The sequence below is a fragment of the Candidatus Paceibacter sp. genome, from assembly GCA_013360865.1.
Taxonomy (GTDB): Bacteria; Patescibacteriota; Minisyncoccia; order UBA9983; family UBA9983; genus SURF-57.
This window is the reverse complement of sequence record JABWAS010000003.1, coordinates 48,947-74,224: the sequence shown is the minus strand read 5'-3', so window position 1 is coordinate 74,224 and position 25,278 is coordinate 48,947. Positions and strand designations below refer to the sequence as shown.

At 44.4% G+C, this 25,278-nt stretch carries 16 protein-coding genes and 1 pseudogene; 11 read left to right on the top strand and 6 right to left on the bottom strand.

The window, feature by feature from the left end:
• Position 1: 1 nt before the first annotated feature.
• The 5 genes from HUT38_01090 to HUT38_01070 are packed head-to-tail and all read left to right on the top strand — an operon-like array spanning position 2 to position 6,588.
• On the top strand, positions 2-817 hold the full coding sequence (locus HUT38_01090) for a class I SAM-dependent methyltransferase (GenBank protein NUQ57072.1): 816 nt from the start codon (positions 2-4) through the stop codon (positions 815-817).
• Positions 814-2,040: a glycosyltransferase family 4 protein gene (locus HUT38_01085; protein ID NUQ57071.1), complete on the top strand. Its 1,227-nt coding sequence runs from the start codon at positions 814-816 to the stop codon at positions 2,038-2,040. Before HUT38_01090 ends, HUT38_01085 begins: the two co-directional genes overlap by 4 nt.
• Positions 2,037-3,440 carry a B12-binding domain-containing radical SAM protein gene (locus tag HUT38_01080; GenBank protein NUQ57070.1) on the top strand — a complete coding sequence of 468 codons (1,404 nt, stop codon included), beginning with the start codon at positions 2,037-2,039 and terminating at the stop codon, positions 3,438-3,440. The genes HUT38_01085 and HUT38_01080 overlap by 4 nt, the downstream gene beginning before the upstream one ends.
• A 29-nt stretch (positions 3,441-3,469) precedes the next feature.
• Positions 3,470-4,852, top strand: a complete 1,383-nt coding sequence (locus HUT38_01075) for an oligosaccharide flippase family protein (protein NUQ57069.1) — start codon at positions 3,470-3,472, stop codon at positions 4,850-4,852.
• 41 nt (positions 4,853-4,893) lie between these two features.
• Entirely contained in the window at positions 4,894-6,588 is a 1,695-nt protein-coding gene (locus tag HUT38_01070; GenBank protein NUQ57068.1) for a glycosyltransferase family 39 protein, read from the top strand.
• On the opposite strand, the gene HUT38_01065 is transcribed toward HUT38_01070, so the two are convergent.
• From HUT38_01065 to HUT38_01040, 6 genes are read right to left on the bottom strand one after another with little or no spacing between them, the layout of a single operon-like run.
• Complete coding sequence (locus HUT38_01065; GenBank protein NUQ57067.1) at positions 6,581-7,486, bottom strand: flippase-like domain-containing protein; 906 nt, start codon at positions 7,484-7,486, stop codon at positions 6,581-6,583. The genes HUT38_01070 and HUT38_01065 overlap by 8 nt on opposite strands.
• 14 nt (positions 7,487-7,500) lie before the next feature.
• Positions 7,501-8,457 (bottom strand): SPASM domain-containing protein, encoded by a 957-nt coding sequence (locus HUT38_01060; protein ID NUQ57066.1) that lies wholly within the window; start codon positions 8,455-8,457, stop codon positions 7,501-7,503.
• Between the two features lie 38 nt (positions 8,458-8,495).
• Complete coding sequence (locus tag HUT38_01055) at positions 8,496-9,947, bottom strand: radical SAM protein (GenBank protein NUQ57065.1); 1,452 nt, start codon at positions 9,945-9,947, stop codon at positions 8,496-8,498.
• 8 nt (positions 9,948-9,955) lie between these two features.
• Complete coding sequence (locus HUT38_01050) at positions 9,956-10,591, bottom strand: class I SAM-dependent methyltransferase (protein NUQ57064.1); 636 nt, start codon at positions 10,589-10,591, stop codon at positions 9,956-9,958.
• A gap of 12 nt (positions 10,592-10,603) precedes the next feature.
• Positions 10,604-12,016, bottom strand: coding sequence for a radical SAM protein (locus HUT38_01045; protein ID NUQ57063.1), 1,413 nt, complete (start codon positions 12,014-12,016; stop codon positions 10,604-10,606).
• A gap of 8 nt (positions 12,017-12,024) precedes the next feature.
• On the bottom strand, positions 12,025-12,918 hold the full coding sequence (locus HUT38_01040; GenBank protein NUQ57062.1) for a glycosyltransferase family 2 protein: 894 nt from the start codon (positions 12,916-12,918) through the stop codon (positions 12,025-12,027).
• Positions 12,919-13,441: 523 nt separating this feature from the next.
• Between HUT38_01040 and HUT38_01035 the strand changes: the two are divergent.
• The 6 genes and pseudogenes from HUT38_01035 (at position 13,442) to HUT38_01010 (ending at position 25,272) form a co-directional block, all read left to right on the top strand.
• Positions 13,442-16,577 (top strand): annotated as a pseudogene (locus HUT38_01035) (DNA-directed RNA polymerase subunit beta).
• A gap of 27 nt (positions 16,578-16,604) precedes the next feature.
• Positions 16,605-20,237, top strand: a complete 3,633-nt coding sequence (gene rpoC, locus HUT38_01030; GenBank protein NUQ57061.1) for a DNA-directed RNA polymerase subunit beta' — start codon at positions 16,605-16,607, stop codon at positions 20,235-20,237.
• Between the two features lie 63 nt (positions 20,238-20,300).
• A complete protein-coding gene (gene dnaG, locus HUT38_01025; protein NUQ57060.1) occupies positions 20,301-21,986 on the top strand; it encodes a DNA primase in 1,686 nt (561 codons plus the stop codon).
• A gap of 88 nt (positions 21,987-22,074) precedes the next feature.
• Positions 22,075-23,160: a sigma-70 family RNA polymerase sigma factor gene (locus tag HUT38_01020; protein ID NUQ57059.1), complete on the top strand. Its 1,086-nt coding sequence runs from the start codon at positions 22,075-22,077 to the stop codon at positions 23,158-23,160.
• A gap of 2 nt (positions 23,161-23,162) precedes the next feature.
• Positions 23,163-24,323, top strand: coding sequence for a tRNA guanosine(34) transglycosylase Tgt (tgt, locus tag HUT38_01015; GenBank protein NUQ57058.1), 1,161 nt, complete (start codon positions 23,163-23,165; stop codon positions 24,321-24,323).
• A 10-nt stretch (positions 24,324-24,333) separates the two neighbouring features.
• Positions 24,334-25,272, top strand: a complete 939-nt coding sequence (locus HUT38_01010; GenBank protein NUQ57057.1) for a nucleotidyltransferase domain-containing protein — start codon at positions 24,334-24,336, stop codon at positions 25,270-25,272.
• The last annotated feature ends 6 nt before the right edge of the window (positions 25,273-25,278 follow it).

Sequence of the window (25,278 nt, the reverse complement as noted above, 5' to 3'; positions counted from 1 at the left end):
TATGAACCTGGATTACAAACAAAACAAAAGCTACGGCCAGGAATTGTCGGACAATAATAAAATGTCCGCCCGGGGAAGGAATGTGAAGGAGAGGCTGGAATTGCTCAAAAAATCGGGGATATTTCCTCCGGCGGAAATCCTTGAAGTGGTCTCGCACGAAGGATTGTTTTTAAAAATGGCCAAAGGAAAAGGTTTTGGAGTAATGGGTATTGAGCCAAACGCGCACGCGGCCAGTCATGCCCGGGCAGAAGGCATAGAAACAATAGAAGGATATTTTGAAGAGGCTTTTGATAAAGTGGCCGGCCGGCGGTTTGACGTCGCGGCGCTTTTTCACGTTTTGGAGCACGTTCCGGATTACGCGGATTGCCTGTCCAAGATAAAATCAATTTTGAAGCTGGGCGGATGGCTGGTTTTGGAAGTTCCCAACGGCAAAAGTTATCGGGCAAAAAAATATGGCAAGGACTGGATGTATTTTTACGAAGAACACCTACACGACTTTTCGCCGGAGCGGCTTAAAAACGAACTCGGCCGGCTCGGCTTTGAAGTCATTGATATATACTTCAGGGATTTTGACTGCGCCCATTTGAGCTTAAGAGCGCTGCTGGACAGGCTGTTGCCGTTTAAATTTCGGGGTATGAACATTAAAATAAGAAACCAGGTCAAAGAAGACGCTACCGCCGGAAAGAATGCGGAAAGCCACGAACCTGAAGTAAAAAACGCCGGATTCTTCCTGTCGTGCGTGAAAAATTTTTTGGCCTTTTGCGTTAATGTTTTAAAGCGGGGAGATTTTATATTGGTTGTGGCAAAAGCAAAATGAAAATCCTTTACTTAACCGATGAATTTCCGCCGGAGAACTTCGGCGGGGCGGGAATCGTGGCGTATGATTTTGCCAAAGCGGTGGCAAAGACAGGGCATAAAGTTTTTGTTATTACAACCACCCGTAACCGTTCTCTTGAGGGGGAAAGCTTGTTCGAAGGTTTAAAGGTTTTTAGGCTTTATTCCAACTATCCGATTTTTCTGCGCCATTATATAAGCGTTTACAACCCGTTTTTGGTTTTTAAAATTAAAAAAATATTGAAGGAAATAGAACCGGGCGTGGTTCACGCCCACAATATTCATTCGGACATATCGTATCATTCTTTGAAGTTGGCGAAAAAAACGGGCTGCAAGGTTTTTCTTACCGCCCATGACACAATGCTGGTGTCTTACGATAAGAATTATTTTCCTTGCGGCGAGAAAAATTTTAGAATAACGGCCTGGCGGAACATTAAAATCGCGGGCAAAAGATATAATCCTTTCAGGAATTTTTTCATAAAAAAATATCTTAACTATACGGATAAAATATTCGCCATAAGCCAGGCGCTTAAGGAATTTTTGGCGCAAAACGGCGTTGATTCGGTTGTTCTGCACAATGGCGTTAATATTGAGGATTGGGTAAAACCCGCTCCTGAAAAAATAATGGATTTTCGGAAAAAATACGGCGTTGAAGGAAAAAAAATAATACTTTTTGGCGGCAGGTTCAGCGGGGCAAAAGGCGGGAGACAAATTTTACAAGCCTTTTCCTGGTTGGTTAAAAATTGTCCAGTTGAGAAAGCGGTTTTGTTGGCTGTAGGCAGAAAAAACCAGTATGCCGAAAAAATGGCAGTCTTAACGAAAAAATTAGCGATAGATGATAAAATACTGTTTACCGGCTGGCTGGGCAGAGAGGAAATAAAAGCAGCCTTTTTCGTTTCCGATGTTTGCGTAACGCCTTCCGTTTATTTTGACCCGTTTAATCTTTTTAACATTGAAGCCATGGCGGCAGGCAAACCGGTGGTGGGCACTTGTTTCGGCGGGACGCCGGAAATAGTCGTAGACGGCCAGACTGGTTATATTGCCAATCCGCTTAATCACGAAGAGTTCGGAAAAAAGATTTGCGACATACTTTCGGATAAAAACAAAGCCGAAATTTTCGGGAAAAACGGGCGAAAAAGAGCGGAGGAATTTTTTTCTTTGCAAAAACAGACAGAAAAGCTTATCAGCCGGTATCAAATAAAATGAAAATATTTTTTATTGAAGCAAGAGGGACTTCAAAATATCTCCACAACGGCTTGGCTTATTTGACCGGTTCGCTCAAAGATCGCCATGACGTAAAAATATTTGACCTTAACATTCTTGACTGGAGCGGGGAAAAGATTATTGAGGCCGCAAGAGAGCAAAAGCCGGACATCATCGGCTTTTCCATGAAATCGTTTAATCTGAAAAATGTTTTAGCTTTGGCTGAAAAAATAAAAGAAGTTGTCGCGGCCAAATTGATAGTGGGCGGGCCGCATATAACCGTCGCCGCCAAAGATTTTTTTGGAAAAGACAACAACGAAGTGTTTGATTTTGGCTATCAGGGCGAGGGTGACGTTTGGTTCGCCCGCTTCTGCGATAATTTTTCCAAGCCGGAAGAATATAAAAACATCCCCGGCCTTATTTATTCGGATAAAGGCGTATGGCAATTTAACGCCAATAAATTTATCCAAAACCTTGACGATATTTCTTATCCTGATTTTGACTGTTTTGAGGGCGGGGTTGATTTTGAGTCGCAAGACGGCTACCCGCTTCTTACCAGCCGGGGTTGCCCTTACCAATGCATTTATTGCTCCGTTTCCAAAGTCAGCGGCAGAATCTGGCGGTTCAGAAGCCCAAAAAATATAATTGGCGAACTTAAAAGAGCCGTGGAAGAATACGAAATTAAAAAATTTAAAATTATTGACGACAATTTTACGCTCAACATAGAGCGCGCCAAAGAATTTTGCCGGATACTGATAAAAGAAAAAATGAATCTGGCCTGGAGTTGCCCCAACGGTTTAAGAGCGGACCGTCTAGACGACGAGCTGGTGAGACTTATGAAAGAAGCCGGATGCAAAGAAGTGTCCTTGGGCATAGAGAGCGGAGATGAAAAAGTTTTTGATTTCATAAACAAAGGGGAAAAACTTTCAGCCATAGAAAACGCGGTAAAAATTCTTAAAGAACACAAACTGAAGGTGGACGCTTTTTTTATCGTTGGCCTGCCTTTTGAAACGATTAAATCAATCAAAAAAAGCATTAAACTTATCGGAAAGCTGGGTATAGACAACGTTAAATGGAATATGCTGGTGCCGTATCCCCAGACGGCTTTATGGGATTGGGTGGTAAAAAACGGCAGAGTGTTGAAAAATTTTACTTCCGGCCAGCATTTCTCGCGCGAGAAAGGCGTAGAACCGATTTTTGAGACAAGCGACTACTCCGCCAGGCAAAGAATAAAGGCTTACAAAATAGCCAATCTTTCCACGGGAGCGTATCAGTACGTTTTTAAAAGGCCGAAAAACAAATGGCTGTTTTATTTAAAATATTCGTTTTATCTGTTAAGATACAATCCTGGTTTGTTTTTCAAAAAAGTCTTGAAGAAACTAAACATCAAGGAGAAGTCTTGATGTGGCTTAATATAAATCCAATAAATCCAATGGCGTCAATTACAAGAAAAATAGGCGAGGGAACGGCTTATTCTTTTTTCCAAAACTTTTTGGTGATTATTTTGGGCGCTTTCAGCACCATTTTTATCATCAGAAGCCTTGGTTCTTACCAGTACGGGCTGGTGGTTTTGGCGCTGTCTATAACCAACGTTTTGAATATTTTTCTTGATTTTGGAATCGGCAATGTGATAGTTGCCGACATCGCCGGCAATCTGGGCGCCGATAAATTAAGCCGCGCCAAACGGCTTTTAAAAGATTATTTGTTTTTGGAATTTGTTGCCGGAGGGGTTTTGTTCTTCGTGGCCTACCTGCTCTCATTTTACGCGGAAACAAAGTACGGGCCGGAGATAGCCGGACTGGTGAAGATTTCCAGCGCGCTTGTTATTTTAAACGCCGCCAAAAACGTCTTTGTCGTCTTTTTCTACTCTTTTTCCAAGTTCAAGTTTTTAGCCTCCCTTTTTATCATGGAAAGTATCACCAGATTTTCGGCCGTACTGGGGTTGATTGTTTTAATGAAAGGAGGGATGGTATCGGTGATGCTCACTTATCTTATAGCGCCCTTGGCGGCGGTCTTGTTTATGAGTCCGTCTTTGGTCAAAATAATTTCCGGCTTGCGCGGCGTAACGGCTTCCAAAGAAAAACTGTTGCTTGGCCTGGTGAAGGAACACGGCAAATTCCAAACCTTTCTGCGTTCCATGCAGAATCTTTTTGACTCGTTGCGAATCTGGATAATCCAGATTTTCGCCGGCGCCACCGGCGTGGCGGTGTTCCAAGTGGCCTTAAAATTTTACGGCTACCTGTCGCAATTGGTTTTTGCCGCTTCCACGCCTCTCCTTTCCGTTGTTTCCGAGGAATTGGGCCGCGACCGGGAAAACGCCCGGAGAATAACCGAAAGAATATCCAAATATCTCACTTGGATTTCCATATTCACAATGGCGACGGCCTGGGTGTTCACGCCGGCAGTCTTAAACCTGTTTTTCGGCGATAAGTACGACTCGTCAGTGTCCCTTATCCGGTGGTTCCTGCTAGGGTATTTCATTGGCGGAATAGGTGTAGCGATGAAGCCGGTGTTTTTCGCGCTCAAGGCCCAGAAGGAGCTTTTGAAGTCGGACATGCTTTCTTTTTTCATATCTTATCCGATATCAACTTTTCTTACTTTCCTATACGGACCGGTCGGCTTTGCTTTGCCAATCGGTATTTACTCTACTTTTTTCTTGCGTTATTCTTACCTTAAAAAACTGAACTTTAATTTTGTCGGCAGTCTCGGCTCCTACCTGCGCTGGGATAAAGAAGACACCTATCTTGCCAGGCGGATTTACAATGTCGTATTGAGAAAAATAAAACGCCGCCAGCCGGAAAACGCGGCGGAGTAGTTTTTAATTTTTTGTGCTATGCTTACGGCAAAATTATTTTTATGAATATTTTTCAAAAAACAACCTCAAAGATAATTTTAATACTCTTTGCTGTTTTATTTTCTGGCGCTATTTGGTATTCGCCGTTTTTGTTTAAAGGCTATTCGCCCGACGCAATAAACGACCAGCTGGTTCTGGCAAGAAACCTCCAAAAGACGGGCAAGTACTCAATGTATAACGACCGGGGAGTTTTGCTCTCCTCAAGTGAAGTGGCTTCAAGCGGAGAACCGTCCACCATCGGTAACCGCCTTACCGCCAGTCTGTATTCAAAAATAATAGGTTATACCGGGCAATTAGACATAGGCGATTTTGTTCTTGCCTCGGTGATTATAAATTCTTTAACTCTTTTACTGTTGGCGTTTTTAGTTTTTTATCTTTTTGGGGCAAAAATCTCCCTGATTTTTTCTTTTGTTTACGCGCTTCTGCCCACCAACTGGCGGACGGTTTACGCGCTGGGCAATTATGAGTTCGCATTGTTCTTTTTGTCTTTATTTTTTTTGCTGTTTTTCTTGGGGAGAGAAAAAAAATACAGTCAGGTTTACTTTATCTTTTCCGGCGCGTTTTTATCTCTGGCTGTTTTGGCCAAAGAAGCGTTTCTGGTCGCCCTGCCCGTCATTTTCGTTTACTTTCTGCTGAAGAAAAAACGCGGAATTTTAATTTACACTTTCACGCCGGTTGTCATAATAATGTCAGTTCTTTATTTCCCGAAATTTTTTGGAGGCGATAATATTTACAAAGGCCTTGTTTTAAAAACTCCGTCGGAAGAAAAACTTGATTACAGCCTGGCCGGCCATCTTTACCCTGATTATTACACTTTCCGTTTTGACCGCGAAGATTTCTTAAAGCGGTATGAGAGCGCGAAAAAAGGCGAGCAAGGATTTATAAAATCGCTGATGGTTAAAAAAGCCGCCGACAACGTGGGGGCGGATAAACTAAGTTTGGCGCAACGTTTTGTTGTTGGTTCGTACCTGCTTACCGCCCATGTTGCCAGGTTTTTTTCTCTGGAAGACATAGGCGGATCGTTTATCTTTTTGCTTGGTCTGCTTGGCTTTGTTTATCTTAAGCGCCGCGATTTGTTTTTGCGCTCTTTTTTTGTTTGGTGGATAGTCGGCTCTATTCTTCTTGTCTCTTACGGAGCGCTGGCCGGTCGGAACCATCTTATGGATTTTGGTTTTGCTATAGGGCTTTTGGTTTCTCTGGGGATTGTTTATGTTCTGGATATTTTAGCCGATTATTTTAACTGGGGCGGGAAAAAGAAAATTTGTTTGAGTATTTTCATTGTTCTGCTTTTCGGTTACGGAATTTTAACGGTGGACCATGTCGTGTGGGGCAAGGCCTACGACAGCGGCATTCTTAAAATCCACTCTTATGCCGAAATAATCAAGCAAAAAAACATCCCCGCCGTAGACGTTATTGCCGCCAATATAAGATCGGACGAAAGCATTACGCTTAATGTTTTAACGGACCAGTCGCTTATTCTTTTCCGTCCGGAAACAATGGAAAAAATTATAAAACAAGGCAAAACGAAAGAAGTGTTTGAATTTTTCCGCATCAAGCATCTTCTGGGTTATTCGCCCGACTTGTCCGAAAGGCTGGCCAAAATATCCGGCGCTGGCATTGTCTCCGACGATAACGTGAAAATAACCCAGCCCGGCGCGTCTTCGGGCAAATCTTTTTTGATGAATTTAGTCAGGTGAGAGGTTTTTTAATCCAGCAGTAAAAGTTGAGCGCGAAGAGCGCCATGTAGTTTACCAATATGAGAAGCGAGAAGGTAATGACAGTTTCTTTGGCGACGCCGAGAGGCGCAAGAAGAAAAATAAAAACCGTTTCTCTTGTTCCAATACCGATAACTGTTATGGGCAAAAAACCGGACAAAAGAGCAATCGCCGCCGCGAATGATAGGTATAAAAAGTTGACGCTTTGTTGCAAACTAATACTTACAGCTATAAGGTATATCAAAAGAAAATAAAAAAACCAAACTAGCGCGCTTAGTATGAAAATAAAAGAAATGTTCTTTATTTTAAATTTTTGCAGGTCTTCTAAAATTTCCCGGATTAAACTTAAAACAATTTGTTTTTTAAGAAAATAAAAAAGAGTCAGAAAGCCAAACAAAAAAAATATTACCAGGCCCGCCAATTTTGCCAGGGCATAAGAATTAAGCGGGAAATGAAGAGTGGCGGGAAGAAAAAATAACGCGGCAAAGACAAATACGATAGCGAAAGACAGGTCAAAAATACGCTCCAGAAAACTGCCCAAAAACGCCCTTCCTAAAGAGTGGTTGTCTTTTTTAAGGTGAGCAATCTTGCTGAAGTCGCCTATTTTACCCGGGGTTATGAGGCCTAAAAGCGAACTTGAGCCGTAGATTAAAAAAGCATCCTTCATTGAGTAATAAATTTTTTGGATATCCATTATTTTTTTCCACCTGTAAGCTTTTAAAGCAGTGGCAGGTAGCCATAAAAAAGCCGCCAGGGCGTAAGAAACAGGGTGGATAGTTGATATAATATCTTTAAGTTTAATAAAATCTATATCTTTTATGATCCATATAAAAATAAGCGGACCAAGTAATAGATAAGATTTTTTAAAAAAATTCTTCATTTCATTGCCCGGTTTTATTTTTTCTGCCACTTGAAAAATACGTCAGGATAGGTTTTCCAGACATCGCAATTTTTACAAACCGGTATTTTTTGATATTCTCCGCGCAAATGATATTCTCTGTATTTTTTTAACGCATCGCTTTGCCATATTTCAGTCAGAGTTGATTTTTTAATATTACCGATAACGGCTTGGCGTTCCAGATCGTCGCAGCAAATGGAAACTTCTCCGTCCCATGAAATTCCAGGAGAAAACCACAGATGGTAGCACGGGTATCTTTTGATTGGCATTGTTTCCGTCGTCTTGTTATAAATCTTGCCGCCGTAATTATGCAGTTCTCTGACGTCAGCGATTACAGGATAAGTTTTCCATTTATCGCGAAAAAATTTTACATCATCGCTTTTTTTGTCTGGAACAACCATTCTCAGGTATATTTGGGAAGTGTTTTCTTTATGTTTTTTCTTTATCTCAACAAGGTCTTTTATGTTTTCCTCAACTTTTCCGAGCATGTCAATCCCTGTAATGTCCTTGTACTTGTCGCCGTTGGCGCTATGGATGCTTATTATTATTTTATCAACATTATTAGTTATTATTTCTTCGGCTTTGTCTTTGGTTAAAAGCACGCCATTCGTGGTAAGAAGTATGGTGTTTTTTTTATTTTTAAATTTTATGTATTTTATTATTTTTACCAAATTACTCGCAAGCAGGGGGTCGCCGAACAGGTGCAGGGAAAAATTTCTTGGACCATGGTTTGACGATTCATCCAGTATTTTTTTAAACAAATCAAAATCCATTTCGCCGATTTTTAACGGAACCATGTTCCTGACGCACATTTTGCATTTTAGATTGCAAGCGTTGGTTGTTTCTAAAAACAAATGCTGGGGGAATTCCCAGTCTATCATTCTTTGGGCGATTATTTTATAGGGAAGGGATAAAATAGCTGATTTTTTTATTAAATCTGAAAATTTGTCCACATATACTTTTGACAGAAAAAACGACACCACCTTATTTTTCATAATTTTTTATTTTTACTACTGTTCGGTCTCATAAGAATTATAAAAAGAATCCTTACTCCTTCATATAAAGTTCTAAATCCTCCCTGCGACCATATATTTTTTAACTTGTGCCAAATATACTTGGGCCTTAGGTAGAATTCTTTAAAGGCCCTTTTTTGCCAGTAAATCAGCTCCGCTTCTGAAATATTATCCTGCACCAATATTGGCTTGGTGTTTGTCAACGGGGCGAATTCTTCCCATTTAGTATTTTCGTTTATATAACCTTTTTCTTTGGCCACTTCGTACAAATGAGTGCCCGGCAAAGGGGAAGTGATGAAAAAAGTGGCATTGTCTATATCCAGACTTTTAGCGAAATTTATTGTTTCTCTTATTGTTTCCTTGGTTTCTCCAATGTTGCCGAACATAAAACTGGCATGCGCTTCAATGCCTTTTTTTCTTACCGCGTTTACCGCCTTTATGCCCATTGCAATCGTAGCGTTTTTATTCATTAAATCTAGTATTTTTTGAGAGCCAGATTCGAGTCCGAAGGATATTTTCCTGCACCCAGCTTTACTCATAATCTCGGCCATTTCTTCGTCTATTGTATTTACTCTAGAGAAACAAATCCAAAATATTTTTAAATTCTTATCGATTATTTTGCGGCAGATTTCCATTAAGCGGTCCTTTTTTAAAGTAAAAGTATCGTCCAACACGTTAAATTCCCTTATCCCGTATTTATTTACGCATTCTTCAATTTCAGCGATTACGTTATCCGAGCTTCTGAATCGGACAGCCCTGCTCCATAAAACATTAGAAATACAATGTACGCACTTGAATGCACAACCACGGCTTGTAAGAATAGGTGTAACCATCGGTTCATCGCTGACTTTTTTAGTCGGCGCGGAATAATATTTTTTCAAATCATAAAGCTGTCTAGCTGGAAATGGTACAGAATCTAGGTTTTCTATGTACTGTCTTGGTTTGTTTTTTGTTATTCTGCCATCTTTATCCTTGTAACATATTCCCAGTATTTCTTTTGGATTTAGGTTGTTTTCAGCAACACCTTTTGTTATTTCGTAAAATGTTATTTCTCCTTCGCCGATTACGGCAAAATCGGCCCCGCTTTCTTCCATTGTTTTCTCTGGAAAAGCGGTTGGATGCACTCCGCCCAAAACAACAAGGCAATCAGGATTTGTGTTTTTAATTATTCTGGTTATTTGCACCACATGTTTCATTGGCGGAGTAAGCGTTGTTATACCAACGACATCGGGTCTGTACTGGACGGCGGTTTCTTCTATTTCTTTATAGCCCATACCCTCTGTTTCACAGTCTATAATCTTAATCTCGCAGGTTATCTTACTTAAGAGGTAAGAGGCCAGATAAGCCAGATTAAGGGGCATAGTATTGCCGGCGGATTTTTTCATTCCTTCAAAGTTGGTATATGGCGGATTAATTAAGAGAACTTTCATGAATTATTTTATTTTCTGCATTTTAAAACGTAATAAATTGGAATAAATTTGAAAAAACTTTTAACCTCCTCAATTTTTAAGTGGTTGTTTGCGTTTTTTATAATTAATTCATGGCTTGACCGGTGGAAGTCAAAACGTAAATTTCTTTGGACAAGCATGCAGTAAGCTTGCATTAATTTTCTGCCGGAAGGAAAGCCTAATATAATCAAACCGTTGTCTTTGGTGATTCTTTTAATTTCAAGTATTGCCCTTTCTAGTTCATCGGGTTCCAGGTGCTCCAAGGCGCTAATGCAAAAAACGGCGTTAAAAAAATCGTCGGGGAACGGTGTTTTTGTCATATTGCCTGTAATAATTTCGGCGTTGATTTTTTCCTTGGCCATCATGTTTCTTACTTTGGTTTTACCGTCTTCCCCGAAGGTGTCTATTCCATATAATTTTTCGCAGCGTCGATAAAGTTCGGGAAAGAAAATGCCTCCCCCGTAGCCTATATCAAGAATTGCGCCATATTTTTCCTTGTCGGGAAGGCAACTTAACGCCATCTTAAGTCTTTTTAGATAAAAATGGCGCAATATCGGCTGATAATATCTTTTTGTCGGGTCTTCCGGATTTGTTTGTTGGATATTTTGCTTTTTTGGTATTTTCATTTTACGATGGAATTATATTTTAAGTAATTTTACCGCCGCCTTAGCCTTCCTTAAAAATTCTTCTCCAGACTTCAATCTGATTATTTTATTAAACACAAATGACGGGCGAAGATAGAATGATCGATAGGCCTTTTTCATTAAATAAAATAATTTTTCACGCGGAATTTCTTTCTCCCAAATTTTTGGCACGAAACCTTCTGTCGGATTTTTGGCGAATTCCAGCCAGTAATCCTTATCTATCACTTTTTCTTTTAAAGCCATTGCGTATAGTCCGGTGGCGGGGTAGGGTGTAACGATAGTTATGTGCATGTAGTCGGCCTTTAGTTTATTCATAAACTTTATTGTCTTGAGAATATCTTCTTCTGTTTCTGTGGGAGAGCCGATCATAAAGTAGCCGGCGGTTTGTATCCCAGCTTTCCTTGTGAGTTTAAAAGCCTTCTCAACCATCTCCAAAGTTATTCCTTTTCTAAGAACGTTTAATATTTTTTGAGTGCCTGCTTCCACGCCGTAGTGTATTCTTTGGCAGCCGGCCTTTTTCAGCGCGGACAAAACTTCCGCGTCCACGGTGTTCACCCTTGTCCTGATATTCCACGCGATTTTGATGTTTCTTTTTATAAGGCCGTCGCAAATATCCAGAACTCTCCGCCTGTCCACTCCAAATGTGTCATCGTAAACGAATATTTCTTGGATCCCCATTTTTTGGCATTCTTCCATCTCGTCCACGACTCTTTTCGCGGAAGCGGGGCGAAAATTTTTCCCCAGATTAGGCCTGTCGCAGAATAAACATTGATACGGGCATCCGCGGCTTGTAAACATGGTGGTTATAGGCCTATAGGGAGAAAGCGCCCAATAATATTTCTTGTAATTGGTAAGGTGTCTGGCCGGAAACGGCAAGTCGTCAATATTTTTAATGAGCTCGCTTCGGCCGGTGTTTATTATCTTGTCATTTTTTCGGAATACCAAACCCTTCACTTTTTCCAGCTTGTCCGGATCGTTTATGTTGTCCAACAAAGGTTTTATTACGGGCTCCGCTTCGCCGATGATTACGAAATCAACCTCCTTGATACCGGCGGTTTCTTCCGGGTATATGATAACATGCGGTCCGCCAATAATAATCTTTATACTGCTGTCTATTTCTTTTACTATCTTTGCGGTTTTTATGACATCGATAAGCGTAAATGTCATCGCGGTTATCCCGACGGCATCCGGTTTTCTTTTTTGAATCTCTGTTTTTAGTTGTTCGTAAGTAAGCTCATCAACTTGGGCATCCAGTATTTCCACTTGATGATTTGTCTCTTTTTCTATCTGGGCCGCTATGTACATTATGCCTAGCGGCGGGGTAAAGCCGCGCCCTTCGTCAAGAGTTTTTGGCAAACAAGACGTTATTGTGTTAAAAGAGGGCGGGTTGATTAAAACAATCTTCATATTTTTGTTCAGTTGTTGGCGTTTTTACTTTTTACTATCAATTCGGCGATCATTCCCATTCCAAGAACCTGAATCGCCGTGATTAGCAGAATCAAAATGGTAATATCCAGTATTTTTTCTCTGAAAAAATAACTGTATAAAAAAACAACAATGGCTGAAACGAACAAAATAAAACTTAAAGATGAAAATATTTTCAAAGGATTAAAATAAAGAATTATTCTGATTATGGTTTGCAGATACTTGGAAGTATCTTTAATTGGATGAAACTTTGAATTTCCGAGCCTTTTTTTGTATTTTGTGGGAATATACTTGACCTTGTGTCCGTTGCATAGAAAAGCCAGTGTCATTGTCGTTACACAGCTGAATCCGTCAGGAATAACCCACAGATATTTAAGCATTATTTCCTTTTTAAAAGCTTTAAGCCCTGTGTTGAGATCGGGAATTTTAGTCCTGCTTAGATAAGAAGCCAATTTGCGCAGGATCAGTTTCATTGGCAATCTTAAAAATTTTAGGGTGCCCTGTTCGGAATCTCTTGCCCCGTTAACCTGATCGTAGTCGGGGAAATAATCAAACATCACGGGGATGTCGCTGGCAGTATAAGTATCATCAGCGTCCAGCATTACTATAACTTCGCCTTTGGCTGCCAATATGCCCGTTTTTCTGGAAGCGCCGCTTCCGCCGTTAATTTTTCTTCTGATAACCTCTACATTTTTTGAAGTCGCGATTTCAGCGGTTTTGTCTGAGGAACAATCATCTACAACTAAAATCTCGTAGGAATTTCTGTATTTTGAGTTATCTAAAGATATCCTTACATCGTCTATGACTTTTCCTATGGCCTTTTCTTCGTTATACGCGGGTAAGATTATTGAGAATTTATAATGATTAGAATTGGATTTTTCCACTTTTAGATTATAGGTATTGATTATTAATAAAACAAGTAGTTGAAATTATAAACATAAGAATATGCGAGACTTTTTCTACGCTTACACACCGGGAGTGGCCTTTTTGCAACCAACAACAGACGGGATTAAAACCGACATCCGATGTCAAAAATTCTCAGACATCGGATGTCGGTTTTTTGGGTTACTTATCCACAGGTTGAAATTTTTAAGAATGTGTGGAGTTGACAGATAAAAAATAAAGTATATTATTAAGGCAATACAATAAATTTTTATCAAAGGATCCGAATTTGAGGATTTTTGTTATTTTTTTGCCTTTTACCCCATACCACGCGAAAAGCACGCCGGCGAAAGTGGGGTGAACGCTTTGAAATTACAAGCATGAAGCAAAAACCACAGCCTTAGAGGCGTGGTACGGGGCAAGCGCCCAGACGGGTTTTTCTTCAGCGATTTCGCGTTTATTTCAAAATATTTTTGTTTTTAAAATTAATAAAATTATAAATTTTAAATAATTAAAAAATAATTAATGAAGAAGAAATATTTTTCCAAGTTCAAAGAGTCGATTTTGCCGATGCCCCATCTGGCAAAAGTGCACACGGACTCTTTTCAATGGATTATAACCGAAGGTTTGAAGGAATTGTTTCAGGAATTCTTTCCGATCCAAGACTATTCGCAGAAAAAATTCATCCTGGAATTCTCCGGCTACGTTCTGGAGGAGCCCAAGGTTGACGAGATGACGGCCCGCGCCCGCAATCTCACCCTGGAGGCTCCGCTGAAGATAAAATTAAAACTCACCAATAAAGAAATAGGACAGGCCAAAGAACAGGAGATATTTCTGGCCGATTTCCCCATAATGACAAGGCGGGGAACTTTTATCATAAACGGCGTGGAAAGGGTCATCGTGCCGCAGCTGGCCCGTTCTTTTGGCGCGCAGTTTACCGCCAGCGTCACCAAGGGCAAGAAATATTTCGGTTCAAAAATAATACCGTCGCGCGGAATCTGGATTGAGCTGGAGACGGAACCGGACGGAGTTATCTACGCGCGCATAGACAACAAAAGAAAAATCCCCGTCACCTCTATTTTAAAAATATTCGGAATGAAGACCGCCGCCGAAATTGAGAAAGCTTTTTCCGAAGCGGACACCGGCAAAATCCAGTACATCAAGAAAACTCTGGAAAAAGATCTTGCTAAAACCATTGAGGAGGCGTACATAGAGCTTTACCGGAGATTGAGACCGGGCGAGCCGATAGACATGCTCGGCTTTGAGAACAGCAAAAACTACATTGACGCCATTTTTGACTCTGAAAGATACGACCTTTCCCTGACCGGAAGATATAAGCTCAACAACCGCCTGGGCAAACCGGTGGACAACATCAAAAAAGAGCCGAGAACGATAACCAAAGACGACCTTATTGGCATCATCAAAAAAATAATCGGACTCAACAACAACCCCCTGGCCCAGCCGGACGACATAGACAACCTTGGCAACAGAAGAATAAGGGGAGTGGGAGAACTGCTCCAGCAAAGACTGCGGGCCAACATGGCCAAAATGAAGAGGAACATCCAGGACAGGATGTCCACCGCCGACCCCGCGACGCTTATGCCTTTGCAGATAGTCAACAACCGGCCTTTTATGACGGCGGTCAGGGACTTCTTCACCACCAACCAGCTTTCCCAGTTCATGAGCCAGAAGAACACGCTGGACGAACTTGAGCACCTGCGGAGATTGTCCGCCCTCGGGCCCGGCGGCCTCAACAGGGAGAGGGCCGGATTTGAAGTCCGCGACGTGCACTCTTCCCATTATGGAAGAATCTGCCCGATTCAGACGCCGGAAGGTCCGAACATCGGTCTGGTGGTTCATTTGTCCGTGCATGCCCGGCTCAACGAGTTCGGAATTCTGGAAACTCCGTACCGGAAAGTGGAAAACGGCAAAGTCACCAAAGAGATTGTTTATCTGAACGCTTTGGACGAAGCCAAATACAACATCGCCCACGCCGAAGTGAAATACGACGAGAAGACGGGGGAAATTCTTAACGACGAAGTGGGAGCGAGGATAATGTCCCAGCCCGGCCTTGTCAGCAAATACGACGTTCACTATATGGACGTGGCTCCCAATCAGGCCTATAGCGTCGCCACGAGCATGATTCCTTTCCTTGAACACGACGACGCCACCAGAGCCCTGATGGGTTCCAACATGCAGAAGCAGGGAGTGCCCTGCATCAAACCCGAAGCGCCGCTTGTCGGCACGGGCATGGAAGACAGAGCCTGCCGCGGTTGATTACGTTGACGCTTCAAAAATAATAATAAAAGAAGGGCCGAAGAAAAAAAGAGAATACGCTCTGGCGACTTTCCTGCGCTCCAACGCGCTGACGGCGATTCATCACCGCCCGTCGGTCAACGTGGGCGACGAGGTGAAAAAGGGCGACGTTTTGGCCGACAACTACTCCAGCGACCGCGGCCGGATGGCCATGGGGCAGAACGCGCTGGTGGCCTTCCTGTCCTGGAAGGGTTCCAACTTTGAAGACGCCATCATTCTTTCCGAAAGAATGGTCCGGGAGGACAAATTTTCCTCAATTCACGTGGAAGAATTTTCCATCAACGTCAGAGACACCAAGCTCGGGCCGGAAATGACCACTTACGACATACCCAACGTCGGCGAAGAAAAGCTCAAAGATCTGGACGAGGACGGCATCGTGCGCATCGGCGCGGAAGTCCGGGCCGACGACATTTTGGTCGGAAAAATTTCTCCCAAAGGAGAAGTGGAACTCACGCCGGAAGAGAGGCTTTTGCGCTCAATTTTCGGCGAGAGGGCGAGAGACGTTAAAGACACCTCGCTGCGGCTTGACCACGGCAAGAAAGGCCGGGTCATCGGCATCAAAGTTTTCTCGCGCGATATGGGCGACAAACTGGAACCGGGAATCATCAAACAGGTTTCCGTGGAAATCGCCAGCCTGCGCAAAATTTCCGTGGGAGACAAGCTGGCCGGCCGGCACGGCAACAAAGGAGTCATCTCCAGAATATTGCCGGTGGAAGACATGCCTTACATGGAAGACGGCACGCCGGTGGATATTATTCTCAACCCGCTGGGCGTTGCTTCCCGTATGAACATCGGCCAGATTTTGGAAACTCATCTTGGCATGGCGGCGGAAAAACTCGGCTATCATGCCATAACCCCGGGATTCAACGGCGCGACCGAGGAGGAAATAAAAGAAGAACTCAAGAAGGCCGGCTATCCGGAAGACGGCAAGTTCAAACTTTACGACGGCAGGACCGGAGAATCTTTTGACCAGAAGGTGACCGTTGGTCAGATTTACATGATGAAGCTGGATCATATGGTGGAAGACAAGATTCACATGAGGTCCATCGGCCCTTACTCGCTTATCACCCAGCAGCCACTCGGCGGCAAGGCCCAGGGCGGAGGCCAGAGATTCGGAGAAATGGAGGTGTGGGCGCTGGAAGGATACGGCGCGTCTCACACTCTGCAGGAAATATTGACCATCAAATCAGACGACATCGCGGGCAGGGCGGCGGCTTACAATTCCATTATCAAAGGAGAGAAGTTCAAGAGTCCCAACCTGCCGGCGTCGTTTAACGTTTTGCTAAGCGAGTTAAGAGGTCTGGCGCTGGACATTTATCTGAAGAAAGACGGCGAAGTCAAATAAAATTATTCAAATTAAATTTAAAAATCTATGGATACAAAAGTAACAGATTTTGAATCAATAGTTCTGAAACTGGCTTCGCCTGAGAGGATTTTGTCGTGGTCGCGCGGCGAAGTCACCAAGCCGGAAACCATCAACTACCGGACCCAGCGTCCGGAGAGGAACGGCCTTTTCTGCGAAAGGATATTCGGGCCGGAAAAGGATTATGAATGCTATTGCGGCAAATACAAGAGAATAAGGTACAAAGGCATAGTCTGCGAGAAGTGCGGCGTGGAAGTGACCAACTCCATCGTCAGAAGAGAGAGAATGGGACACATCGCCCTGGCCGCCCCCGTTTCCCACATCTGGTTTTTGAAGGGCGCGCCTTCCAGAATCGGCATGATGCTGGACATAAAATCCACCGATTTGGAGAAGGTGATTTATTTCGCCGGATACATAATAACCAAAATCGTTGACGAGGAAAAAGCGGCGGCTTACAAAAACCTTGAATCCGAATACAAAAACAAACTCAAAGAAGTGGCCGATAAGGACGAGAAAGAAAAGCTCAAAGAATCAATGCTCAAGGCCAAGGGCGAAATTGATTCTTTGGTTTTGCACCGTGTTTTGTCCGAGGTGGAGTATTACAGCCTTTCCATGAAATACGGAGAGATTTTTGAAGCCAGCACCGGCGCGGAGTCTATTTATGAAATATTTAAAAACGTAAACCTGGATGAATACAAAATCAAGCTGGAACAGCAGCTGGAAAACGCCGGAACCCAGGAGAGAGCGCGCCTGGTTGTCAGGATTAATCTTCTGAAGTCGCTCAAGAAGGCGGGTGTCCGCCCCGAGTGGATGTTTTTGACGGTGCTGCCGGTAATCCCGCCGGCGCTTCGCCCGATGGTCGCCTTGGACGCGGGAAGACACGCCACCTCCGACCTCAACGACCTTTACAGGAGAGTCATCAACAGAAACAACCGCTTGAAGAGGCTGGTGGAGATAAGGGCGCCGGAAGTCATCTGCCGCAACGAAAAAAGAATTTTGCAGGAAGCCGTGGACGCGCTTATAGACAACACAATGCGTAAAGGCCAGAACGTCGCTTTGGCCCAGGGCCAGAGAAGGCCGCTCAAATCTCTGGCGGAAATGCTGAAAGGCAAGCAGGGCCGCTTCCGGCAGAACCTGCTCGGAAAAAGAGTTGATTATTCCGGACGCTCCGTCATCGTTGTCGGTCCGGAACTCAAGATGAGCCAGTGCGGCCTGCCCAAACACATGGCCTTGGAACTCTTCCGTCCATTTGTCATTTCCGAACTGATTAAAAAAGAGATCGCCTACAACATCAGAGGCGCGGGAAGGTTGATAGACGAGAAAATTCCCGAAGTGTGGGCTATTTTGGAAGACATAATCAAAGACAAGAGAGTGTTGCTCAACAGAGCCCCGTCTCTGCACCGGTTGAGCATCCAGGCTTTTCAGCCGGTGCTCATAGAGGGCAACGCCATACAGCTTCATCCGCTGGTTTGCCACGCCTTCAACGCCGACTTTGACGGCGACCAGATGGCCGTTCATGTGCCGCTTGGTCCGGAAGCTCAAAACGAGGCCAGAGACATCATCGCTTCCGTCAAAAACCTGCTCAAGCCCGGAAACGGCGAGCCGGTGGTGGAGCCTTCGCAGGACATGGTTGTCGGCTGCTACTGGCTGACCAGGATTAAAGAAGGCGCCAAAGGCGAGGGTTCTTATTACTCCAGCCCGCAAGACGCCATTCTGGCTCACGACTTCGGCCACATTGACACGCGGGCGAAGATAAAAGTTATTCCCGGAACAGCCGCCAAGTACGACGCGTTCAACGGGGAATTGTTTGAGACGACCGTTGGTAAAATGTTGTTCAACGGCATATTGCCGGACGACTTCCCCTACATCAACGACGAGATGAACAAGAAATCTCTTTCCAAACTGGTGGCCCGCTGCATAGAAAGATACGGCATAGACGCCACGCCGGAAATTTTGGACAAAGTAAAAGAGTTCGGCTTCAAATACGCCACCGTCTCCGGAATCAGCTGGGGTTATCAGGACCTGAAAATACCGGAGAAAAAAGAAGAAATATTGGATGGAGCCGAAAAAGAAGCGTTGGAAATAAAAAACCAATATCAGGAAGGACTTTTGACTGACTCGGAGAGGTACAACAAAGTCATTGAAATCTGGCAGGGAGCCAAGAATAAAGTCGAGGAACTGGTTCCGGAAACATTGGACAGAATGGGTCCCGTTTACTCAATGGTCACTTCGGGAGCCAGAGGCAGTTTGAGCCAAATAGGACAGATGACGGGCATGAAGGGCCTGATGGTCAACCCGGCCGGTAAAATCATTGATTATCCGGTGAAGTCCAGCTACAAGGAGGGCCTGGGAATTTTGGAATATTTCATCACTACGCACGGCGCCAGAAAAGGCGAGGCCGACACGGCTCTTAAGACCGCCCGCGCCGGCTATCTGACCAGGAAGCTAATAGACGTTTCCCACGACGTTATCATCAACGAGGAAGAATGCGGAGACAAGCAAGGAATAACCATATCCCGTAAAATGACGGAGGGCCACGGCAAAAAACTTTCCGCCAGAATATTCGGAAGAGTTTTGACGGAAGCAGTCGGCCGATTCAAAAAAGGACATCTTTTGTCCATGGCCGACGCCAAAGAATTGGAAGCCGACAAATCGGTTGAAGAAGTCAGAATATTTTCTCCCATCACCTGCGAATCAAGGCGCGGCGTGTGTCAGAAGTGCTACGGCTACGACCTTGGTTCCAATACGCCGGTGAAAACAGGAGAAGCGGTTGGCATTGTGGCGGCGCAGGCCATCGGCGAGCCGGGCACCCAGCTGACTATGAAGACGTTCCACAAAGGAGGCATCGCCGTCGGAGGCGACATCACCATGGGTCTGCCCCGTATAGAAGAGCTGTTTGAGTTGAGAATTCCGCGCAATCCGGCCGTCGTCTGCGACGTGGACGGAGAAATTATGGACATAAAACAAGCCGAGGAAGAAGACGGCGTGAAGTCGGCCGATAAAATAGTCACCGTTTTGGCGGACAGGGAATCTTCAAAATCAAAAGAGGAGGCGGTTGAGTTCGCCATTCCGTTCGGACGTTTTATCGTCGTCAAAAAAGGCGACAAGGTCAAAAAAGGCGACGTGCTGACAGACGGTTCTTTGGACATAAAACACTACTTCAAAATCGCGGGCAAAGAAAAAACGCAGGATTATATTCTGAAAGAAGTGGACAAGGTTTACGCCATGCAGGGCGCCAACATCAACGAGAAGCACATAGAGGTTATCATCCGGCAAATGTTCTCAAGATGGAAAGTCGTTGATCCGGGAGAAACCAATCTCAACCAGGGAGAAGTTGTAGAGTTTGTAAAAATAATGGAGGAGAACGAGATGGCAGAAAAAGACGGCCGCGTTCCGGCCAAATGCGAGCCGGTGGTAATGCCGATAGCCAAAGTTTCGCTTTCCACGACAAGCTTCCTTTCCGCCGCTTCCTTCCAGGACACCGCGCGCGTGCTCATCAGGACGGCTGTCGCGGGCGAGGAGGACAAATTGAGAGGCCTCAAGGAGAATGTCATAATCGGCCGGCTGATACCGGCGGGAACGGGATTGAGGAAAGATTATATAAAGGAAGAGGAAGAACAGCCACTAGCCACTAGTGATTAGTTATTAGTAAAATTAGCTAGGTGCTAAACTAATGGCTAGTGGCTAATTCCTAGTCCCTAATTTATGTCTACCGTTGAGCAAATTAAATCCCGCCTCGGCATAGTTGACGTGGTTCAGAGCTACGTCAAACTCACTAAAGCGGGCTCGTCTTACAAAGCCTGCTGCCCGTTCCACGCGGAAAAAACGCCCTCGTTTTTCGTTTCTCCCGCCAGGGAAAGCTGGCATTGCTTCGGCTGTTCCAAAGGCGGAGATATGTTCAGTTTCGTGATGGAGATGGAAGGGATTGATTTCGTGGAAGCGCTGAAAATTTTGGCCGACCGGGCCGGAGTGCGGGTGGAGAAAATAAACATTGGGCAGAAAAACGAACGGACGAAACTGCTCCATCTGACGCAAAGCGCCGCGATATTTTACGAAAACGAATTGAGGAAAAATTCCGCGGTCATAGATTACCTTAAAAAACGAGGCGTGAAAGGGGAAATGGCCAAAGCTTTCGGCATAGGCTTCGCTCCGGAAGGCTGGAGGAATCTCTATGATTTTTTGAAGAAAAAAGGCTATGCTGACGCGGAAATGGAAAAAGCGGGAATGGTCATAAAGTCGTCCAAGGGTTATTACGACCGCTTCCGGAGCCGGATAATGTTTCCGCTGGCCAATTCTTCCGGCCAGGTTGTCGGCTTCAGCGGCAGAATTTTTGGCGAACAGGCCGGCAATGAAGGCAAATACGTCAACACGCCGCAGACGGTTTTGTACGACAAGTCCCGCCTTCTTTACGCTTTTGACAAAGCCAAAGGGGAAATCCGCAAAACGAACTCCTGCGTTTTGGTGGAAGGGCAGATGGACGCGATAATGTCGCGTCAGGCCGGGGTGTCAAACACGGTGGCTGTTTCCGGAACGGCTTTAACTTCGTTTCACCTCAACCTTATAAAAAGACTGGCCGACAAAATAATAATGGCTTTTGACAGCGACCGGGCCGGAATCAGCGCGGCGCAAAGAAGCATATCCATGGCCTTGGCGGAAGGTTTGGAGGTGAGGGCGGCCGTCATCCCTTCCGGCAAAGATCCGGCGGACGCCGTTTTGGAAGACCCGGAAAGCTGGCTGGCGGCGGTGGAAAGCGCCCGGAATATTTTTGACTTTCTGCTGGAGGCGGCGGGCGACCGCAAATCGGTGGAAGGTAAAATCCTGCCTTTGATAGCCGGGTTGCCCAGCGAGATTGAGAAAGCGCAGGTGGTCAAAAAAATAGCCGACAAATTCGGCATATCCGAAGAACCGGTCTGGCAGGAGTTGAAGAAAGTAAAACTAGAACCACTGTCAAGGTCTCGCCTTGACAGTCAAGGCGAGACCTTGACAGTGCGCCAAAAAAGCTTCGCGCCCAAAACCCGCCTGGAATTTCTTTCCAACCGGCTGGCCGGGCTGGCCCTGTGGCAAAAAGAATCGCGAAATCCGGAAATAAAAAGCGCGGCCGGACAAGTTCTGGAACGGATAAAAGACTACGTTGACAAATTGCAAGATAATGATATAAATAAAATAATAACGGAAGCGGAAATTTATTTTGACGGTTCCGAGACGCTGAAGGAGGAGATGGAGAAAATGGAAAAAGAGTTATCCAAAGAAAAATTAAAAAACGAACTGGAAGAGATAACGCGACGGATAAGAAAACTGGAAACGGAAAAAGCGGAAAGCGCGGAAAAGGAACTGGAAAGCTGCTTAAATGATTTTCATACTCTTACTAAAAAGTTAAATAATTTTAAATAATAAAAATAATATGAGCGCCAAAAACAAAAAAACGAAAAGTGTTTCCAAAGCGGCAGCCAAGCCCAAGAAAGAGGCGAAGAAAACCGCCATGCCGAAGGTTAAAAAAATTTCCAAAGCCGAGGAAATCAAAATTAAAACAGAAACCCTCTTAAGAAAAGGAAAAATGAGGGGCTTCGTTACTTTCACGGAAATACTGAAGGAGTTTCCGTCCATAGAAGAAGACATCGGCCTTTTGGACAGCTTGTACGACACCTTCCAGGAATCGGGCGTGGACGTTATTGAAAACAAAGACCTGATAGAATCGGAGGCAGAGCAGGATAAAAAGCTGGATATGTATCTGGACAAGGAGTCGGTGGACGCGGTGCAGATGTATTTGCGCGAAATCGGCAAGATACCGCTTATTGACGCGGCCAAAGAAAGGGAACTGGCCAGAAGGATAGAGGAGGGAGACGAAGAGGCCAAAAGCATTCTCATCAAAGCCAACTTGAGGCTTGTCGTTTCTATCGCCAAAAAATACGTCGGGCGTAGTCCGGACTTGTCCATTTTGGACCTCATTCAGGAGGGCAATTTCGGCTTATTCCGCGCGGTGGAAAAGTTCAACTGGAGAAAGGGCTACAAATTCTCCACCTACGCCACCTGGTGGATCCGCCAGGCCATCACCAGGGCCATCGCCGACCAGGCCAGAACCATCAGGATTCCAGTGCACATGATGGAAACAATTTCCAAATACAAACAGGTGTTGAGGCGGTTGTCGCAGGATTTGGGCAGAGAGCCTTTGCCGGAAGAAATAGCGGCGGAGATGAACATGGACGTGGAGAAAATCCACCACATCCAGAAAATAGACCAAAGCACAGTTTCCTTTGAGGCTCCGGTGGGCGACGACGAGGAATCCACACTTGGCGACTTCCTCAAAGACGACAAAATTCTGTCTTCCGACCAGCAGACCGCCCAGGGTATTCTGGCCGACCAGTTTGAAGAAATTTTGAAGGACCTTTCGCCCAAGGAACAGAAGATTTTGAAGATGCGTTTCGGATTGGGCGACGGCATCATCCATACGCTTGAAGAGGTGGGCAAGGAGTTCGGCGTAACCCGAGAGCGTATCAGGCAGATAGAAGCCAAAGCTTTGGAAAAAATCAGGACGCACGAGAAGGCGAACAGACTTAAGAGCTACTAGTTGTGTCTTTTTCCATAAAAAACAAAATAGGGAGAGTTAGGACTGGTGTAATAAAAACCGCTCACGGTGATATAGAAACTCCCAACTTCGCTTTCGTGGCCACTCACGGCGTGATAAAAGCCTTGGATAAAAAAGATTATCTGGCCGCTTCGCCGGAGCTGACCATATCCAACACTTTTCATCTTTTTGTCACCGGCAAATGGAAGGAGATAAAAAAAGCCGGAGGATTGCGTAAAATGTTCGGCGCGAAGAATCCGATTATGACCGACAGCGGCGGCTTCCAGGTATTCAGCCTCGGCTGGGGGAAAGTCCACAAAATCGGCAAAGTAAATTCAGAAAATTCACTATCGACATCGAACGTCAATAGTACTAAAAATCCCGTTAGGATTACAAATAATGGCGTTGTTTTCAATTACGACGGCAAAAAATACGAGCTGACTCCGGCCAAATCAATCTCGCTGCAAAAAGACATCGGCGCCGACATAATTTTCGCTTTTGACGAGTGCACCTCTCCTTTGCACGATTACGAATACAATAAAAGGGCGCTAAAAAGGACTCATGACTGGGCTAAAAAATGTCTCAAGGTCAAAAGAGGCAAAGAGCAACTCTTGTTTGGCATAGTGCAGGGCGGCGTTTTTGAAGATTTAAGAAAGGAAAGTTCCAAAGCCATCGGCTCATTGCCTTTTGACGGTTTCGGTATCGGCGGCTCCTTCGGCGAAAAGCAGATGGGCAAGGTTATAGGATGGTCTTTAAGCGGATTGCCGGAAGACAGGCCGAGACATCTTCTGGGTATTGGCCGGGTAAAAGATATTTTTATCGGCGTCAAAAACGGCATAGACACTTTTGATTGCGTCATACCTACCCGTGAAGCGCGGCATGGCTGCGTCTTCAGTCGCGATGGCCGGCTTGATATTAAAAGAGGCGTGTTTGCCAAAGATAAAAAAGTTATAGAAAGAAGTTGCCTTTGCCAAATGTGCGCCGGAGGCATAAAGCGCAAAGACTTAAACCGGCTGTTCAAGGAAAACAAACCCGAAGCCCAACGCCTAGCCACCTTGCACAACATATATTTCTACAAAACTTTGTTTGCCAAAATCAGAGAAGCCATAAACTCTGGCAAAAAATCGGCGTTGGAAAAAGTGGAGAAAGAGTATAAGAAAGTTTAATATTATAAAGATGTTCAATCAACAAGATCAGATTTTAATTGATAATTTCGTCCGGGAATTATCCGATAATGTTGGGCGGAAGTTTAACGATGATATTGACTTCATTATCCTTTACGGCTCAGCGGCCAGAGGGGAGTTTGTAAAAGGCGCTTCCGATATTGACCTGCTCATTCAGACAAAATCCGACGGAAATGTGGAAGAAATAAAAAATTACGCCACCGAAATTTTTTGGAAACTGGACGAGAAATACGGCACCGAGTTTCAAAAAGTGTGCGCCAAAGAGGCCAAAACCGGCGTGGAAAAAGTTTTTAAATCAATAGAATCCAAAACGCCGCTGTTCGCGCCGCTTTTCGTTTACGGGCCAAACGACTTGGACTGGGTAAACGGCAAGGTGCTTAAAAAGGGTGTCGCTCTAGGAGCCAATCTTTTCGCTTCGCAATACTCCGTTTTCTTGAACTTCAAACGGGACGGAAAAGTTTATTGGGGCAGGGACATTACCAGAGAAATAAAAGTCCAAGGCACGGGTTGGGAAAAGTTAAAAGGAATACTGATCCCGCAATATTTTTCCATTGTTTCCTTAATAATGTGGCCGTTTCCGGTTTTGTGGAAAAAGGGAGTCAAATACGCCATCAAGGCGGTTCTCTACGACGTTGACGCGGTGCTGATATATCTTGATAGGATAGAAAAAAGCAAACTGGAAGATAAAATAAAAATTTTTAAAGACGAAACCTATTCGGAAAAACTAGGCGTTTTTTTGAAAGAATACGTCCGTATGGTTTCGCGTTTCAAAAAAGATTTATTGCCGAAGCAGGCGGGGATAATAAACGAGTCGTTGGGATACAAAATAAACGGCTTCAAAGGCGGCAGATTAAAGGCTTTATTTTATATTTTGCGGGTCATCAAATTCGTGCACGTTTCCAACCTGATTGCCGTTTTTAGCTTAAAATAAAAACGG